At 33.3% G+C, this 15,829-nt stretch carries 19 protein-coding genes; all 19 read right to left on the bottom strand.

Features of this window, described 5'->3' with window-relative positions:
- Positions 1-30: 30 nt before the first annotated feature.
- Complete coding sequence (locus ACTB0X_RS03020) at positions 31-1,167, bottom strand: hypothetical protein (RefSeq protein WP_463023506.1); 1,137 nt, start codon at positions 1,165-1,167, stop codon at positions 31-33.
- Positions 1,160-1,822 (bottom strand): hypothetical protein, encoded by a 663-nt coding sequence (locus ACTB0X_RS03015; RefSeq protein WP_463023505.1) that lies wholly within the window; start codon positions 1,820-1,822, stop codon positions 1,160-1,162. The genes ACTB0X_RS03020 and ACTB0X_RS03015 overlap by 8 nt, the downstream gene beginning before the upstream one ends.
- A gap of 54 nt (positions 1,823-1,876) precedes the next feature.
- The gene (locus ACTB0X_RS03010; protein WP_463023504.1) at positions 1,877-2,701 is read right to left on the bottom strand and encodes an AbiJ-NTD4 domain-containing protein; all 825 of its coding nucleotides are present in this window, start codon (positions 2,699-2,701) and stop codon (positions 1,877-1,879) included.
- 365 nt (positions 2,702-3,066) lie between these two features.
- On the bottom strand, positions 3,067-3,606 hold the full coding sequence (locus ACTB0X_RS03005; protein WP_463023503.1) for a hypothetical protein: 540 nt from the start codon (positions 3,604-3,606) through the stop codon (positions 3,067-3,069).
- 256 nt (positions 3,607-3,862) lie between these two features.
- Positions 3,863-4,558: a peptidase associated/transthyretin-like domain-containing protein gene (locus ACTB0X_RS03000; RefSeq protein WP_463023502.1), complete on the bottom strand. Its 696-nt coding sequence runs from the start codon at positions 4,556-4,558 to the stop codon at positions 3,863-3,865.
- A 208-nt stretch (positions 4,559-4,766) separates the two neighbouring features.
- Positions 4,767-5,240 (bottom strand): hypothetical protein, encoded by a 474-nt coding sequence (locus tag ACTB0X_RS02995; RefSeq protein ID WP_463023501.1) that lies wholly within the window; start codon positions 5,238-5,240, stop codon positions 4,767-4,769.
- 241 nt (positions 5,241-5,481) lie between these two features.
- Positions 5,482-5,814: a helix-turn-helix domain-containing protein gene (locus ACTB0X_RS02990; RefSeq protein ID WP_463023500.1), complete on the bottom strand. Its 333-nt coding sequence runs from the start codon at positions 5,812-5,814 to the stop codon at positions 5,482-5,484.
- A 10-nt stretch (positions 5,815-5,824) separates the two neighbouring features.
- Positions 5,825-6,031 (bottom strand): type II toxin-antitoxin system RelE/ParE family toxin, encoded by a 207-nt coding sequence (locus ACTB0X_RS02985; RefSeq protein ID WP_463023499.1) that lies wholly within the window; start codon positions 6,029-6,031, stop codon positions 5,825-5,827.
- Between the two features lie 111 nt (positions 6,032-6,142).
- Positions 6,143-6,316, bottom strand: a complete 174-nt coding sequence (locus tag ACTB0X_RS02980; RefSeq protein ID WP_463023498.1) for a hypothetical protein — start codon at positions 6,314-6,316, stop codon at positions 6,143-6,145.
- Positions 6,317-6,478: 162 nt separating this feature from the next.
- Complete coding sequence (locus ACTB0X_RS02975) at positions 6,479-7,189, bottom strand: transposase (RefSeq protein WP_463023497.1); 711 nt, start codon at positions 7,187-7,189, stop codon at positions 6,479-6,481.
- A gap of 140 nt (positions 7,190-7,329) precedes the next feature.
- Positions 7,330-8,346, bottom strand: a complete 1,017-nt coding sequence (locus tag ACTB0X_RS02970) for a response regulator transcription factor (RefSeq protein WP_463023496.1) — start codon at positions 8,344-8,346, stop codon at positions 7,330-7,332.
- A 9-nt stretch (positions 8,347-8,355) separates the two neighbouring features.
- Positions 8,356-9,276 carry a hypothetical protein gene (locus ACTB0X_RS02965; RefSeq protein WP_463023495.1) on the bottom strand — a complete coding sequence of 307 codons (921 nt, stop codon included), beginning with the start codon at positions 9,274-9,276 and terminating at the stop codon, positions 8,356-8,358.
- Positions 9,277-9,653: 377 nt separating this feature from the next.
- Positions 9,654-10,091 carry a YybH family protein gene (locus ACTB0X_RS02960; RefSeq protein ID WP_463023494.1) on the bottom strand — a complete coding sequence of 146 codons (438 nt, stop codon included), beginning with the start codon at positions 10,089-10,091 and terminating at the stop codon, positions 9,654-9,656.
- A 13-nt stretch (positions 10,092-10,104) separates the two neighbouring features.
- Positions 10,105-11,019: a helix-turn-helix domain-containing protein gene (locus ACTB0X_RS02955; protein ID WP_463023493.1), complete on the bottom strand. Its 915-nt coding sequence runs from the start codon at positions 11,017-11,019 to the stop codon at positions 10,105-10,107.
- Between the two features lie 54 nt (positions 11,020-11,073).
- Entirely contained in the window at positions 11,074-12,111 is a 1,038-nt protein-coding gene (locus ACTB0X_RS02950) for an aldo/keto reductase (RefSeq protein WP_463023492.1), read from the bottom strand.
- A gap of 294 nt (positions 12,112-12,405) precedes the next feature.
- On the bottom strand, positions 12,406-12,708 hold the full coding sequence (locus tag ACTB0X_RS02945; protein WP_463023491.1) for a putative quinol monooxygenase: 303 nt from the start codon (positions 12,706-12,708) through the stop codon (positions 12,406-12,408).
- 36 nt (positions 12,709-12,744) lie between these two features.
- Entirely contained in the window at positions 12,745-13,125 is a 381-nt protein-coding gene (locus ACTB0X_RS02940) for a nuclear transport factor 2 family protein (RefSeq protein WP_463023490.1), read from the bottom strand.
- 182 nt (positions 13,126-13,307) lie between these two features.
- Positions 13,308-13,853 (bottom strand): nuclear transport factor 2 family protein, encoded by a 546-nt coding sequence (locus tag ACTB0X_RS02935; RefSeq protein ID WP_463023489.1) that lies wholly within the window; start codon positions 13,851-13,853, stop codon positions 13,308-13,310.
- Positions 13,854-14,092: 239 nt separating this feature from the next.
- Positions 14,093-15,745 (bottom strand): aryl-sulfate sulfotransferase, encoded by a 1,653-nt coding sequence (locus ACTB0X_RS02930; protein WP_463023488.1) that lies wholly within the window; start codon positions 15,743-15,745, stop codon positions 14,093-14,095.
- Positions 15,746-15,829 lie beyond the last annotated feature (84 nt).

Genomic DNA, 15,829 nt, shown 5'->3' with positions numbered 1-15,829 from the left:
AAATTAATTTCTAACCTTAATGATTGTACTTTATTTTTTGATTCTATAATAATTCACTTTTATCTCTTCTTTTTCTTCTTCAGGTGTTAATGCTTCAATCGTTTCTTTTATGAGTTTGTAGGTGGGTGCAAGATTAATTATTTCAATACCTTTCTTGCTGAAATCTCGTGCTTTAATTGACCATTCGAACTTTACTTCTTTCGAATTTAACTCTGGAAGAATTGACACTTTAAAATAACGACTTTCACCTTGAACTAATACTGCCTTTTGTTTTGGGTTGTAATTAATTGTTTTTTTCTTTTTATCGATCCATCTAGGGTCGTCCTTATTTAGGTTAATCATGGAAATGTCTCCCATCATAATACCACTTGAATCATCATCTAAAACATAAACTCCTTCATTGAAAGTCATGCTAAAAAACCAGTCTTCAAGAACCATATTACCAGAATTTTCCAAAATAATTTCAAATTCTACCCATGATTTATTGATGTATTCTGATTTAAAAGGGTTAGTAATATTTATTCTTGCGATGTTTAATCCAGGTTGAGTTAAAGTCTTTTGTATGTTTTCGATTAACAGTCTTGACTCTTGGTTTATCTCTTCTAGAGATTTTTCGAAATACTCATGTTTAATTATTTTTTTTTCGAGTACAGGAGATAAAGTAATAGATTCTTTAAAGTCATTGAACCGTATTCTGAAGTCGTACTTTGTTTTATGCATTAAATCTTTGACATACCAATCATGCGTATGTTTATTTTCTTCGATTAAGTCAGCAATATCTTCCCATGAAAATAATAGAACTTTAAATCCAGATTCCTCGTCTTTTAGTCTGACATATTCTTCAATTTTTGCATCCTTATTTGCAGTGGTTGCAAATAATAATACTCCTAGAGCTGGTTTGAACAACTTAGCTTTTTCAATTTCAGAATCAATCTCTTTTTCGGTAAGTACTGCATTCGTGTAATCGTCTTTCCCTTTGCATTGTATCCCAACATTTTTACATTCTCCTTTTGGTTTACCATATATATCTACACCGTGTTGGGCTTGACCACTTCGACCATTTTTTTTAATCTCATGAGGTATTTCAAAAATTTCACCCCATAATTTCTTACATAAGGTTTCAAAATCTTGCCAGTTCTCTGGTTTCTGAATGGTTTTTTTAGTCATTTTTGATTAATGTTAAAGAATCCATTGAATAAGTTTCTTTGCTTGTTACTTGGAATTTATTCATTGTCAAATTCCCTCGGGTACCTCCAAATATAATTCTATGTTTTTCCAATTTTTTTTTCTCCTTTGAAGTTAGATTATTCTTCTTTTTTAAGGAACTTATTGTTTGTTCGAAGTAAGATTTTACATTATGATGAGGGATATAACTAACTACAATTAACTTATTTTCAAAATCAAAATATAGCCAAATTAATTGATGGAATGCCTTGTATTTGAATGATGTAGTTCCTGATAGAGATGAAGTTGATTTAACTTCGTATTCTCTTCCTTCACTATCAATAAGATCATTTCCTTTAGAATGTGGTTCATCTTCTGAAATTCTCTTTCTAATTGAAAAACCTTTTAATTCAGCGATTAAGTTTTCAGTAAAAGGTCCCGGTAAAGGTGGGCAATTTCCCCAGTTTTCTTTTTGATATATTTCTCTTAATTCCAATAGTTTGGACAAAAAAAACAATGTAATTTTTTTTTGAGTTTTCCATTTGTTCGATAATAAAGTATGAAGTTTAGCTATGAAACATGGGGCTTTTTGAAGTTCTTTTTGTACACCGAAACTAAAGCTGTCTATAGAGCGTAAATCTGGTCGGCAGCCTTTCATTAGCCATAAGCTATATGTTTTGTAGCACACGTTTTTTTCATTCAAAGAGTTCGGTTATTTCTCTATTTTTATTTTCAAATAGTTCACAAAAGCAGAACAAGAAACTAACATAAATTTAGCATCCTCAAATGTAATTTCCTGTCCATTTTCTAATAAGGAATGACGAATCCCACTTTCATCACTAGAGTATCCATACAATGCACTAAAGGAAGTTTTTAATGCTTTGTGAATTTCCCATTTATATTCAATCTGCTTCAATGCTTGTCCTAATGTTGCTTTTGTTTCTCCTGTAATTATATTGCAAAAACTTTCAATTGCAGAAATCGATTCTTTGATGGAATTTCTATAATCTGGAGATTTTCTATCAGCAAGGTATTTTAATGCTGTTTTTAAATGTTCATTTACAGTTTTCCATCTTGAAGTTGAAGTTAATGCTGATTCTATGGCATCAATTTCTTCTTCAGTTGTGATTTGAACAACAGATTTATCCACAATCCTATATCCAGACACTTCTCTCTCAAGACTCATATTACAATTTTCAATATATTTCGTATGCTGTATTTGAGAATCAAGCGAAGCAACAAATTCTATAAAATCATAAATATTGTACCATTCAGTTTTATAGAACCAATCCTTTATATAGGCATTATTCTCTTTTTGATGTGTATCGTAAAATCCTCGAGGAAATTCATCAATAGGATTAGTGAAAAATTCCGTCCAAATAAGGATATAGACTTTTTCACTAAGACTATCTCCTAATTTTCTAAGAAAGTCTTGTAATATATTATTCCACAATCTATTTTTAAGTACTGTGTCAATATCATCAATCTGTATGGTTTCTCTAATCTTGGTTTTTCCTATTCTTTGTGAAAATTTCATATTAAATGTAGGTGTTATTTTCTAATGGGAGCTAAAATATGGATATGACGCACAGGCTTCGTCATATCCATATTTTAAAATGTTAATTATTTAATTTAATAAAACTTTTAACTATTTAAAAATAGATATAAAGTCGTTTGTTGTCGTTTCCACTTCGGCGGACACGTAAAACTGATCAATAGATGTTTTTCATCAAGTAATCATTTTTTTTCCAAACCCGAAGATAATGTAAAAGTTTGAATAAATAGAGGTGGAGTGCTTTAAAATTAGAAAGTTAAAGAGTGAGAGGGGATTTGGGAGAGGTTGGAAGGTTATTGGAGTAGAGAACTTGACTTATTTCTTTTAGACTTTAGTTATTATTGAATTTATACTTGTGTTATGTAAATGAATTCTCTTTCTAGCTCACGTTTCATTTTTCTAACAGCCTTTTTCATTAGAATTAGCGGTAGGCTTATCATAAATGCAGCGTGGATGATGATAAAAAGCATCATAATTATGTTCAGATTTAGTGCTTGGTCATTGTTCCAAAATGCAAAGCCAAAGAAAAATATAAGGTAAAATAGTAATATAACTGCATAGTAGTAATAGAATATTTTATGAAAACCTCTGATTTCTGATTCAACAATTAGGCTATCCTCTTTTTGATAATAATTTCCGGAAGCAATTACAGTGTTATAATTTGCATCTAAAAATCTTTTTTTGCGTTTAATTTTGAATGAGTTTATGTTTACCTCACCTTTAAACTCATTTTTACTTTTACTAAATATATCAAAAGTATCTGAAAAAAAGCTTGTACTGCCTTTATCTACAATACCAGACAATTTAGAAACAAAATCAGATTTACCTATTTTTAATTCTACTCTCAAGTTATCAACTAATTTTAATTTGCGCAAAAAGTCTTCCATAGCCGTAAATTGAAATATTCAGAAATCTACAAATTTAATAAGCTTTCATCTAAACTGATTTTGCTTTACTATAGAGACAGATACTTCATTCAATCTCTAAAAAAACAAGCCCGAAGATAATCTAAAAGTTTCAATAAATAGAGGTGGAGTGCTTAAAAATTAGAAAGTTAAAGAGTGGTTGAGGATTGGCGAAGGGTTGGAAACCCTTCGAAACGGAGTTAGAAAGCAAAAGGAGCGACAAGTGATTTAAGTGAAGTTACTTTGTTTTAATTAATGACTTTATTTTTTCTTTAGCAGTATCTAATAATGTTGGTGGAGTTGCATAGAAAGAAATCGTTTGCGTTTCAAGATGAAAAAGAGGCTCATGCTGTTTAATTTCAAGCGCTGCATTTAGCTCTATACTATCGCCTTTTAATGTGTCTAATTGTATAATAATAGCTTTGGACTCATAGTTTTCTGCATTTGCAGAAAACATTATCTTATTTGTTTGAATTTTTGATTTTAAGATTGATATAGAATAATGGCCATTACTATCCGTAATAGCTAACGTTTTAGTTGAATCAAGCTTTACACTTGCATTAGAAATTGGTCCCTGATTAAAAGTGTCCGAAGGAAGGGTAGAAATAGTTCCGTGAATGGTTATGGATTTATTTTCTTTTGAATCACTCTGTGCAAAAGTGTTAATAGTCAATGCTGTTGATATGGCAGCAACTGCTGCTATTTTTTTCAAATGCTCACTTTTAGTCGTAATCTCTTGTCCCCAATTGTTTAGTTGTCTTTTTGAATAAATACCACAAATTGAATTGTTATTTTCAGACTGCTTTTTTTCAATTTCTGCCCATGTCTTTTTTCTAAAGTCGACGATTAGTTTTGTACAAGATTTACAAATTCTTCCGCCTTCTGCTGGAGTCATATTTGACCATTTTTCTTTGCAAGGAATTGGTTTATCCATTTTTTCCATTTTGACGTTTATCTGATTAATACTCTCAAGTGGATGTTACTCGTAGAGTGCGCTAAATCCATTTTTATCTCTAAACTAATTCATTTTCCAAACCCGAAGATAATGTAAAAGTTTTAATAAATAGAGGTGGAGTGCTTAAAAATTAGAAAGTTAAAGGTTAGTAAAGATTGGCAAAGTGTTGGAAAGCTTTGGGGGCGGATTAGTTTTTTTTCTTTTCCAGGAATTGTTCAATTAATTTAAGTTCCTCCTCATAATTTCTCTGTGATTTGTCATACCTTTCTTTTGCCCAATTATATGCCTCAATACCGAACTCTTTTGAAATTACTTTATCAAGATGATGTGAGTGACCACATTGATCCACGTAATTATTGTGAGCGAAAATATACCAATGTTCGCCTATCAAAGCACCAAGTCCACAATTAGAAGTTGTCGTCAATACAGAAATAGTGTCTCTATAATCTTTGTTTAGCAGATTTCTCTCAACGACAAACGTTAGTTTATCACTTTCAATTCCTTTTTTATCTACTGAATTATCAATAGAGATTAATTGACCGATAAAAACGTCAGACGCATCTTTATAAATTTTCTTGCTAAGCTTATTTAAACTTCCACAAGTACAACTAAATGACGAAAAACTATAAAGGGCAAATATTAGAGTGAATATTGATTTCATGTGTTTTTAATTAATCCCAACAAGTAGATATGATTAATAGCCTATCACGACATCTCTATTTTTTATTATTCAATCAATTTAAGAGTCCAAACCCGAAGTTAATGTAAAAGTTTGAATAAATAGAGGTGGAGTGGATGGGAATTAGAGGGTTATCGAGTTTAAGTTTAACGAAGGGTTGCAAACCCTTCGGAGCGGGGGGGTATAGTTTGGCGAAGGGGTGGAGCCCATCTAAACTGACTGGTTATGCTACTTTAAATTCCGAATCGTTCATTTCGATACTAAATCGAACATTTGCTTTTAATGCTCTGAAGACTTTTAAAATCGTTTCTATAGTTACGTTTTTAGTATTTCGTTCCAATTTCGAAATTTGTGATTTTTGAACACCAATCAATTCGCCGAGTTGCTCTTGAGTCAGTTTCCGTTCTTTTCTGACAGACTTTATCATATCGCCAAGAACCTCGATTTGCAAATCAAATTCGTATTTATCTCGTTCTGTAGTACCTACTTTTCCAATGTCCTTGTCCTTCATTTGGTCAAGGGTCATCATTTTCATCTTTCTATTTTTTGTGTTCATCATTTTAAGTTTATTCGTCAAAATATTCAGCTCTAATTTTCAATGCTTTCTCTATTTCTGCTTTTGGAATTTTACTAACCTTTTTAACAATTCCATGTGTTGACAATACAAGTGTTTCAGTTTTGTCTGTTTTGTCCCAAAATGCAAAGAGTCTGTATTGAATTCCTTTATAGAGTGTTCTTATACCAATTAAGTTTTTAATTTGCTCGCACGACAAGTACGATGGCTATATATTGTTCTTAACAAATAGTTTAAAAATGTAGAATTGGTAAATGCTGACCTGCTAACAAACGAGTGGTTGAGGAACGAAATACGCGATATTTGATAGCTAAATCGGTATAAATTCCCAAATGTCATCGGTTAGTTTTTTAAACAGTTTTGAATCATTTTCGAGTTTCGCCTTATCCAAATTGTAATAGATTTTCTTTTTTGCTTTTAAATCCAACTTGGACATAAAATCAATGGCTTGTTCAAGAAAAACTACTTCAAAATTTGGTTTCATTTATTTTATTGTCGTTTGACATGTACAAAGATAATAAATAAGTTGAGTTATATGGAAACTTTCTATATTTGAATAACCTATTCTTTCGTAACTCATTCTTTCTTCAAATGAACATTTATTTTACTGTTGCCATCTGGGTTCTGTTAGATTTGAATTCACTATTTATTGGTTATAAAATTTGTCATTATCCCATTTTGAAGGATTGTTAATGATGTAATTCGAAATGTTTTCGTGCGCTTTTTCATTCCTGATAATGTGTTCGTGGTAATTTCGTTGCCATAATTTGTCATTGAGTCCCAATAATCTCAATTGTTTGGTCACAGATGATTTGTATCCTCGAACAATTACTCCAATGGTTTGTGAAGGGGATAGTGGGAAGTGTGGGGGCTGTGGGGGCGTTTTGCAAACGCCCTTTTGATCCGGAGGATTCAATTCTGTGTTGTCATTGGCATCCATTTGGCTGCTTTGGGGCGAATTCAATTCTATGCTTTGAGGCGAATGCAATTCTTCTGTGCTTTGAGGCAAATTCAATTCTATGTTTTGGGGCGAATGCAATTCGCCCGTACTAATTTGCAATTCATTATTGGGCGCATGCATTATTTGTATGATGGCGTGCATGTGGTTGGGCATAATTATAAATTCGCCCAATTGTATGTTTTTTCTAATATTGGGTGTATTCATCCATTCATCATTGGCCACCTTTCCAAATTCATTTAAAATCATCGTTCCGTTTTCAATATGGCCAAATCGGCTAATTCTATTTTGGCAACATATCGTAATAAAATACAGTCCTGCACTTGAATAATCATATCCTTTTAATCGAACAGATCTGCGGTGATGGATGTCGGGATTATATGTTGATTTTTTGTGCAATTGGCGGTTGAAATCAAACTCGAAGATAATCTAAAAATTGCAATAAATAGAGGTGGAGTAGATGGAAATAAGGAGCTTAACATTTGTGAGTGGAGATTGAGGGAGAGTTGTATCCTAATCGGAGCAGTTTCGTTTTCCATTTACGGTTTTTTAATTTTTAAATTGATTGCTTCTTTCCGAGACTTTACCTTCAGTTTAGCGTATATACTACTTACATGAGATTTTACTGTACTCAACTCAATGTTGCATTCAGTGGCTATTTCTTTGTTGCTCGCACCATTTCGGATTAAATCGAAAATTTTCCTTTCTTGAATACTTAATTTATTGATTTTTTGGGTCTTATTTTTTAGATAAATCAATAGCATTATCAAAATAATACTGACAACACTCACGAAAAAAACAGTATAATTAGTGCTTTCTTTAGTTGAAAAATGAGGCATCGCAAGTGGAAATTTTTGTCGAAATGATTTAAAATAGGAGCTGTTTTCGTTTTCCCATTTTGATAAGTAGTTTTCATAAAATGTGGGATTTAAGCTGTAATCAGATTGAAAATCGGTTTTGTAAATGGCATATAGTGAAATCAAAGGATTGGATGAAGTATCTGCCACCACTTTTAACTTTTCTGAAACCACTTCCTTGATAAACTCCTTTTCAATTACTGAATTCTCATAGTCTATAAAATTGGGATAATTATACAATAGCTGAATGTGATCAAAGGTCTTCATATAGTCAGCTCCCTCTAACTTTACATTCAAGAATATAGGAATGCCTTCTGTATTGAATAGTTCTATTTCAGAGTCTTTTTTTGCGATTAAGAATAGAAAATTTTCGTCTTCGCTGCCAATGATCAACGAGTTTGGAGAGACTCCATTTTTGACAATGTGTAAACGCAGAAAAGACCAGTTTCGGGGAATTTTATCCAATTGAATTGTAAAGTTCCCAAGACTATCAATAACTGCACTCGTAATGATTAAGTCGTTAGAAACAGCGAATTCTTTCTCGAACGTTTTTATATAAGAGACATATATTTTTCGTTCCCAAGAATCGTCTAAGATCAACGTACCAGATATTTTACCAACTGATTCTGAAATTCCTTTAGTTTGAGTGCACAGCAGAAGAAAAAGTAGGAGGAGCGTGCTTTTTAATACTTTATTCATCTAATTAGATTATTTAGTTTGAGCGACTGAAATAGCCACGGATCCTTCAGCTTTTTGAGATGAAATTTTTATTTGCCATTCTCCAACTTCAGCGCTTGAGATGGTTTTATCGATAGAACCTGAGGTTTCTTTTTTCACCTCTTTTCCTTTATTTGAAACGGATGTTGATTTTAAGTCCAATGACAACTCGCCCTCTTTAATTCCTTTAGGATTGTATATTTCAATTAATGTAGTTCCAGAACCTAAGTGCGCTCTAATACCAATGTGCAAGGTGGTTTTAGAATCCACGTTAAAAGTTATTGGTTTATTATTTTTAGATTGTTTGGTGAGGGTTACATTCTCTGTCAAAATAGTCTTAGAATTCTTTCTCCATTCTTGAGCTATCTTTCTTTGGTTATCTGCTTCTACGCTTAGTATGTCAGCTTGTTTTCTTAGTTCATCAGCTTGCTTTCTTAATTCGTCAGCTTGTTCTCTCAAAGCTGAATTTTCTCCACTTTGTTCTTCTGCTTTTTTTCGTTGCTCATCTGCTATACCTCTTAATTCATCTGCCTTTTGACGTTGAATTTCAGCTAATCTTCTTTGTTCAGTTGCTTTTTGACGTTGAATTTCTGCTTGTGCTCTTAGTTTGGTCGCTTCTTTTCTGTGAATTTCTGCTAGTCTGCGCTGTTCTTTTACTTGAGCAATAAACTCTGCCTTATCTTTCTCATAGGTAAGCAGGCTCTTTTTTATTTCTTCATCTGATAATCCTTTCGACTTTAATTGTTTTACATAAGCTGCCTTATGAATTTTCCAACTTTCTTCTGCTGAAAAACCATCGTTAAAATAGTTAGGCGCATAGGTATCGATACTTGCAGAAGCTTGTGCAATTTGACCGAGCAAAACATTGCTAAAAACCAAAAAAAATAATACTAAAAATGTGTTCGTTTTCATAACTCTAAAATATATGTTTATAATTTTATTTCGGAGCAAATCTAATTTTAGTTATTAAGAATGAGTGAATAAATGGGGTAGGAAAAAGGGACGAGAGAGGTATGAAATGTTGACTGCTACTGATATTTTCAGTTTTAGTATCCAGATTTTTTATTCTTTAAATTTTACTAAAAGCGGTGGTAATCCTAAAACGCGACAATTGAAATGTTCATCATTTTCTAATTAATTATACTCTGTGGTTGAGTCATAACTAATAGAAAAAGGAACTGAGCTAAAATTGAGTGCTATTCAGCGAGCGGTATCATTTAAAAAGGATTATAATTTCAGGAGGGATTCGCCTTTTTATATCTACAACAATAACTCTAGTAATTTCCAAATTACAATATAGCTTGATCTATTGCTTTAACTATTTTCCAATCTCCATCCACTTTTTTCCAAATATTAATGTACTTCGCAGAATTTTGACTGCCTGTTTTAGAAGTTGATGTGAACGTTCCAACTTCAAAAACTACATCATCAGACAAGAATTCAATGGCAGTTGGGACACTTTTTATGTCAATTCCTGTACTAGCTACTTTTTCATAAAAGGGTCTTAATTCCATAATTCCTGCCACTTCCTTTCCACTTGGCAAAAATAGAATGGCATCTTTTGTATGCATATTTAAGACATAATCCGAATTACCATTTTTTAATGTAGTTCGCATATTTTCGTACTTCTCAATAATGATTTGTTCCATTTCTTTTTCGGAAACAGTGCTTTGATTATTGCAGGATGATACCATTATTCCAAAACAGAAAAACAATAGTAGTTTCATGTATTGTGCCATTTTAATTAAATGATTGTCTGTACTCCATTGGGGTCAAACTGGTTTTTATTTTGAATAACTTGCTGAATGACTGTGGATATTCAAAGCCCAATTGGTAAGCAATTTCACTAACTGTCAAATTGGTTGTTGTTAAAACTTCTTTGGCTTTTTCAATCAATTTTTCATGTATGTGCTGTTGGGTGTTTTGTCCCGTTAAACTTCTGAGCATATCACTCAAATAGGAAGATGAAACGTTTAATTCGGCCGCTAATTTCTCTACTGTTGGTAATGTCAAATCGGAATCGGTTGTAAAATAGTTGCTCAAACTGTTCTCAAAGTGTGCAAGCAAATCGTTTGTTGCCATTTTTCTTGTAATAAACTGTCTGCTGTAAAAGCGGTTGCAATAGCTTAAAAGCAATTCAAGATTTGAGACAATTACGTCTTGGCTGAAATTATCCAATCGTGCATTTATTTCTCTTTCAATATTTTGAACAATTGCTTCGATTGTCTTTTCTTCTTCATCTGATAGATGCAAAGCTTCCGTTATCGAGTAAGAAAAATAGCCATAATTTTTAATGGCTTTGGCCAATGGATATTGCCTGATTAAATCGGGGTGAAACAATAAGGACCAGCCATCTTTATTTCTGTCCTCTTCGCTATCGGTGCTTATTATTTGATTTGGCGCAATGAAGGACATGGTGCCATCATCAAAATCATAGTGATTTTTACCGTACTTCAAGATTCCTTTAAAACTTCTTTTGATGGAAATATTATAGAAATCGAGCACCAATTTTTGATGAGTAGATGGACTTTGATTTACTGTTTTGGCATGGTCAATAATGGTAATCAAAGGATTTAATGGACTTGGCAAGCCCATAAACGAATGGAGTTCTTTTACTGAACCTATTTTTTGGATAGTGTGGGCTGTATTTTTCATATTTAAAATCAGTAGGCAGTGATGATCAACTGCCTACTATATGGAATTGTAAGTTTAAGCATTTAAAAAATTGGCTCCAGCACTTCTGTCTGCCGTCATTATTTCTAAAACATTGCCTGGATATTCAAGAGGTAATTTGCTAGCCTCATTCAGTAGACTTAATTCCTCTTCAGTAAAAACAATATCTACGGATTTTAAGTTGTCTTGAAGTTGATGAAATTTAGTAGCACCTATAATTACACTGCTTACCACTGGTTGTTGTAATAACCAAGCCAATGCCAATTGAGAGATGGATACTTGCTTTTGCTCAGCCATTGGAGCAAGGACATCTAAAACATCATACGCTCTTTCTTCATGAAAAGGTGGAAATGGAAAACTGTTTAATCGTCCTTCTCCTTTTTGGCCATCACGTTTGTATTTGCCTGTAAGTAAACCCCCACTAAGCGGGCTCCAAATCATCATTCCTACCTTCTGATCAAGCAGTAATGGCACAATTTCACGCTCTGCATCCCTTACATCCAATGAGTAATTGGCTTGAAGCGAAGCAAATCGATCTAAATGATTGTATTGTGAATACGCCAAGCCTTTCATCAATTGCCAAGCAGCCAGATTACTTGCTCCGAAGTACCTGATTTTACCACTTCGCACCAAATCATCCAATGTTCGGATGGTTTCTTCTATAGGAGTCAAAGGGTCTGCTGTGTGGATTTGATAAAGGTCGATATAGTCTGTCCCCAACCTTTTTAAGCTGCCTTCCACTTGTTTGATAATGTGTTTTTTGGAAAGACCAAGATCGTTTTCACTTTTGCCCATGGTGCCTCTCACTTTGGTTGCCAAAACCAAATTGTCTCTATTGATACCCATATTTTTGATGGCCTGACCAATCATTACTTCGGAGAGTCCATCTGAATATATGTTGGCGGTATCTATAAAATTAATACCGGCTTCGGTTACCGTTTTGATTTGTTCATCGACTTGATCTTGATCAAGGTTACCCATGTAGCCAAAGAAACCTTTTCCACCATAATTCATAGTGCCCAAACAAAGCGATGAAACCTTTAAGCCTGTATTTCCTAATATTTTATACTTCATTTTTTTAATTTAATTGTGAAGTACAAAGCTCAGAAGATAAACAAGTTTGGTTGTGTCCAAAATGCAGTTGTTTGTGTTCAAAATGAAGTTGACTGTTGTTTAAGGGGCAATTCCCGCTAACAATTGGAAATGACTCACAGGCTGTCAAGTCTTTGGTGGCTGCGTTAAAGCTAAGTTTTTAATTAATCCAACCCGAGAATAATTTAAAACTCGAATAAGTTGAATCTTGTGAGTTGCTATTTTGAAAAGCAATCACTAGCTGATTTTTTGTAAAGGAAATACGACAGACTATTTTTATATTCCTGCGCCGCCTAAAATCTCAAGTTCTTGTCCTTTAGTCGGCTGTCCGTCTAAAATTGGCATTGCTTTCATTATAAGTTCTTTTACTCCTTCAACTTTTAGAGAGTTGTCATGGTCTTCTTTGCTTTCCCAAATTTCAGTTACAAAAACAGCATTTAGGTCATTCTTATCTTTTCCAATGGCGTAAATTTTACAACCTTTTGCGGAGGATACAAGTTTCGAAGCTTTCAATAAAATAGTGGCAAGTTCATCCGTGTGTCCCGATTTAGCTGTTAATTTTCCGTGAAGTAAATACATAATTTTCGATCTATTTTTTAGTTAAACGAATTGTTTTTATTTTTTTACTGGTGTTAGGTGAGTTAATACACAGAGCCATTGATCATTTTGTTTTTTGTAGACATCAGTTATCCATTCGTCAGCTTCCATCGGCTGGCCTTGCCAAGTTCCAGTATTTTGTCCACGTCCTGTTACTAATGCAATATTGCCATATACTTTTACTCTCAAAATCTCTTTTTTCATTGTTGAATGAGAAAGTAATCCTTGTTCTAACACGTTAAAAAAACCTTCTTGGTTTATTATTCCACCTTGACCATCAACCAAGACCCAATCTTCAGTAATGCATTTTTTTATTTCATCCACCTTATTTGAAATCACAGCTTGATTAAAATTTTCCTCAATTTCATGGAAATATAATTGTAATTCTTTGTCTGTCATATTAGTTAATTTTAAATTCTGACTAAGGGGTGACCAAAATAAGCTCTTGTTCTGAAGTCATAGCATTATTTTGATGATACTACCCGAAGATAATCTAAAAATTGCAATAAGTAGCGACAGAGTGGATGGAAATTAGAGGGTTAAAGTGTGAGTTTGAAATTGAGAATTCCTCTATTAATAGCTTATTCTTTCGGAACTTGATGATCGTAACTCAGTACTCGTTTTAATTTCCAATCGCCATTTTCAATCAGCCACAAATGAGTGAACTTGGCTGTGTTTGTTTTTCGAGCAGCTTCTCCTTCATTTTGTTGGTAAAAATCATGAATCCCATTTTGAATGGCGCCATACAACACCTGACTGTTATCTTTATACAACGGAAATACCTCCATTGATCCTTTTACTAAAGTGCGCCATGTTTTAAAAGGTAATTCTCGAATTCCATTGATGTTATTTATGAATTCGTTTTTAGTCTCCGTAATTCCATGTTCATCATGATAGAATTCAAAATCTGTCGCTGTTAATTGGGCAACTTGATGTGTGTCTATTTCATTAAAGCCAATTTGAAACAGTAAACTGTCTTTTTCCATAATTAGACGATATAACTCTTGATCTTCCGAATTCGATTTAGCTTTAATGCTGAATGCTTTTTCTCTGATAGGATTATCTGCTTTCCCACAAGAGAGTAGCGCGAGAGTCAGCACAAACGATAGTAAGGTTAATATTTTCATTGGAGTATTTTACTTTTAGTGAACGGAGTGTGTGGTGTCTTCTTTATATTTTGATGTTATTATATTCTTCAAAAGGGGATTTAATCCAAAACCGAAAGTAATCTAAAAAATACAAAAAAATAGGGGGGGAGTACCTAAAATTAGAAAGTTATAATCGAATTAAAGGGTAACAAAAAAAGCCAACTCAATCTCATTTCACTGAATTTAAGTTGGCTTATTATTGAAACGATGCTTGTCGTTTATCGTTTGATTATTTTCTGTTGGTGAACTTGATTGTTTTGTCTGACCACAACTAAATATAGTTGATTGTTCCATGTAGAAGCTGGTATCGTGATGAACTCATCTGCTGATACTATGTTCACAATTTCTCTACCTAATAAGTCAATCACTTGAATGTTCACTTTGTTGTTGGTTTTATTTTCTATTCTTAACTGATCTGAAATTGGATTTTGAATGACTTTAACTTCAAATTCGTTGGTAGAATTATCTGTAAGCCCAACTAATGTTTTACTATAGATAACACAGTTAGATGCTATTGGATTCAACTCAATTGGTCCCATCGGAGTTATTGTCCGATTGGCGAAAGCCGGATAATCTTCACTGTATTTAATCGCTTTGAATACGGTATTACCAATAGGATTATTTCCTTGACTAACGTAGGTATTGTTTAAATCAGCTGGACTTATATATTCCCAAACCAATCGATCTTGTCGGTCTAATTCATAAAAATGACCGTCTGGTCCACTTGTAATGAATGTATTTCCATTTGGTAACCTAGACGCACCAGAAACAAAATCTACGAAAACTGGCATTTGATAAATCCATTCTGGTTGATTTGGATTGAAAGTTCCATCATTCATCATGGTATATGCTCCGCTACTGTTTATGACAGGAGCAATGATTTCAACATTGGAAACTTGATTTGTTCGGTTAAAGCCATTATTAAAAACCATTATTTTTCCTTCGTCTCTATAGCCCTTTTTTATCCAATTTGGATTGTGAGGTCCAAACAACTTTTTGTCATTAATGGTACCTTTTCCATAAACTTCAGGGTTTCCCCAACGGAATAAAAGGTCGCCCCCTTTTCCTCTTAAACCACCAGTGTTAGTTGCTGCTTGAGCAGTTGTGGTGCTATGATCAATAATCCAAAATTCATCATAGTTTCTCACACACATTATAATTTGATCCAAATCAGGGTTATAATCTAATCCATTGATGTGAAAATAGTCTTTACTAATCCCATTGTTGTTGGAATAATTGAGGTCTACTTTGTGTGGGTTTTGATCAATAACACCATAATTCGGTAAGCCGACATCTAAGTCTTGAACCAAATGATCCCATAAAAACCACTCCCAAACCACTTGAATTGAGTCAGCACCAATCGGTTTGATTTCTGTTATTTTTTCAGACCACAATTCTCCATCATAATGAGAGATGTCTAGTCCTGCCGCTACCGCATCATTTCTTGATTTAACATCCCATGAGAGCACCAAAAAGTTGCCATTGGGCAATGGCGTGATGTCATGGTGTTGTCGATAATTTGGTCCATCAAATGCATAGGACCAAGTTAAACTATCATCCCAATTGTACCGTTCCAATTGGCCACCTGAGCCACCAGTTATAATTGTTCCTGTTGGGATTTTACCTGTTTTAAGTAAAGATCCATCTTCTAACAAATAAACCGCTGGACCGGGTTTATAAGTACTCGCACTCCATTTATTTACTAATTCTCCGCAGTTATCAATTAAATAAGTTTCTGTAGCATTGATTGGAGCAAAAAGCGTGTAACCATTCAATGCAGTAGAATCGTTTTGAAAGATTCCGACAGTGCGCTGCGCAATTGATGCATTTATCATTAAAAAGGCTCCAACGAGTAGGGCAATTTTGTTCATAGGGTATTGAATTAAATCAAATAAAGATGGACTAAAATACGTTTAAAAAAATAGATTTTAATGAATAGTGAAAATTCTTATTAA

The sequence above is a fragment of the Acidiluteibacter sp. genome (assembly GCF_055129545.1).
Note: the sequence above shows the minus strand (reverse complement) of the source record. Positions and strands in the feature narration are given on the sequence as shown.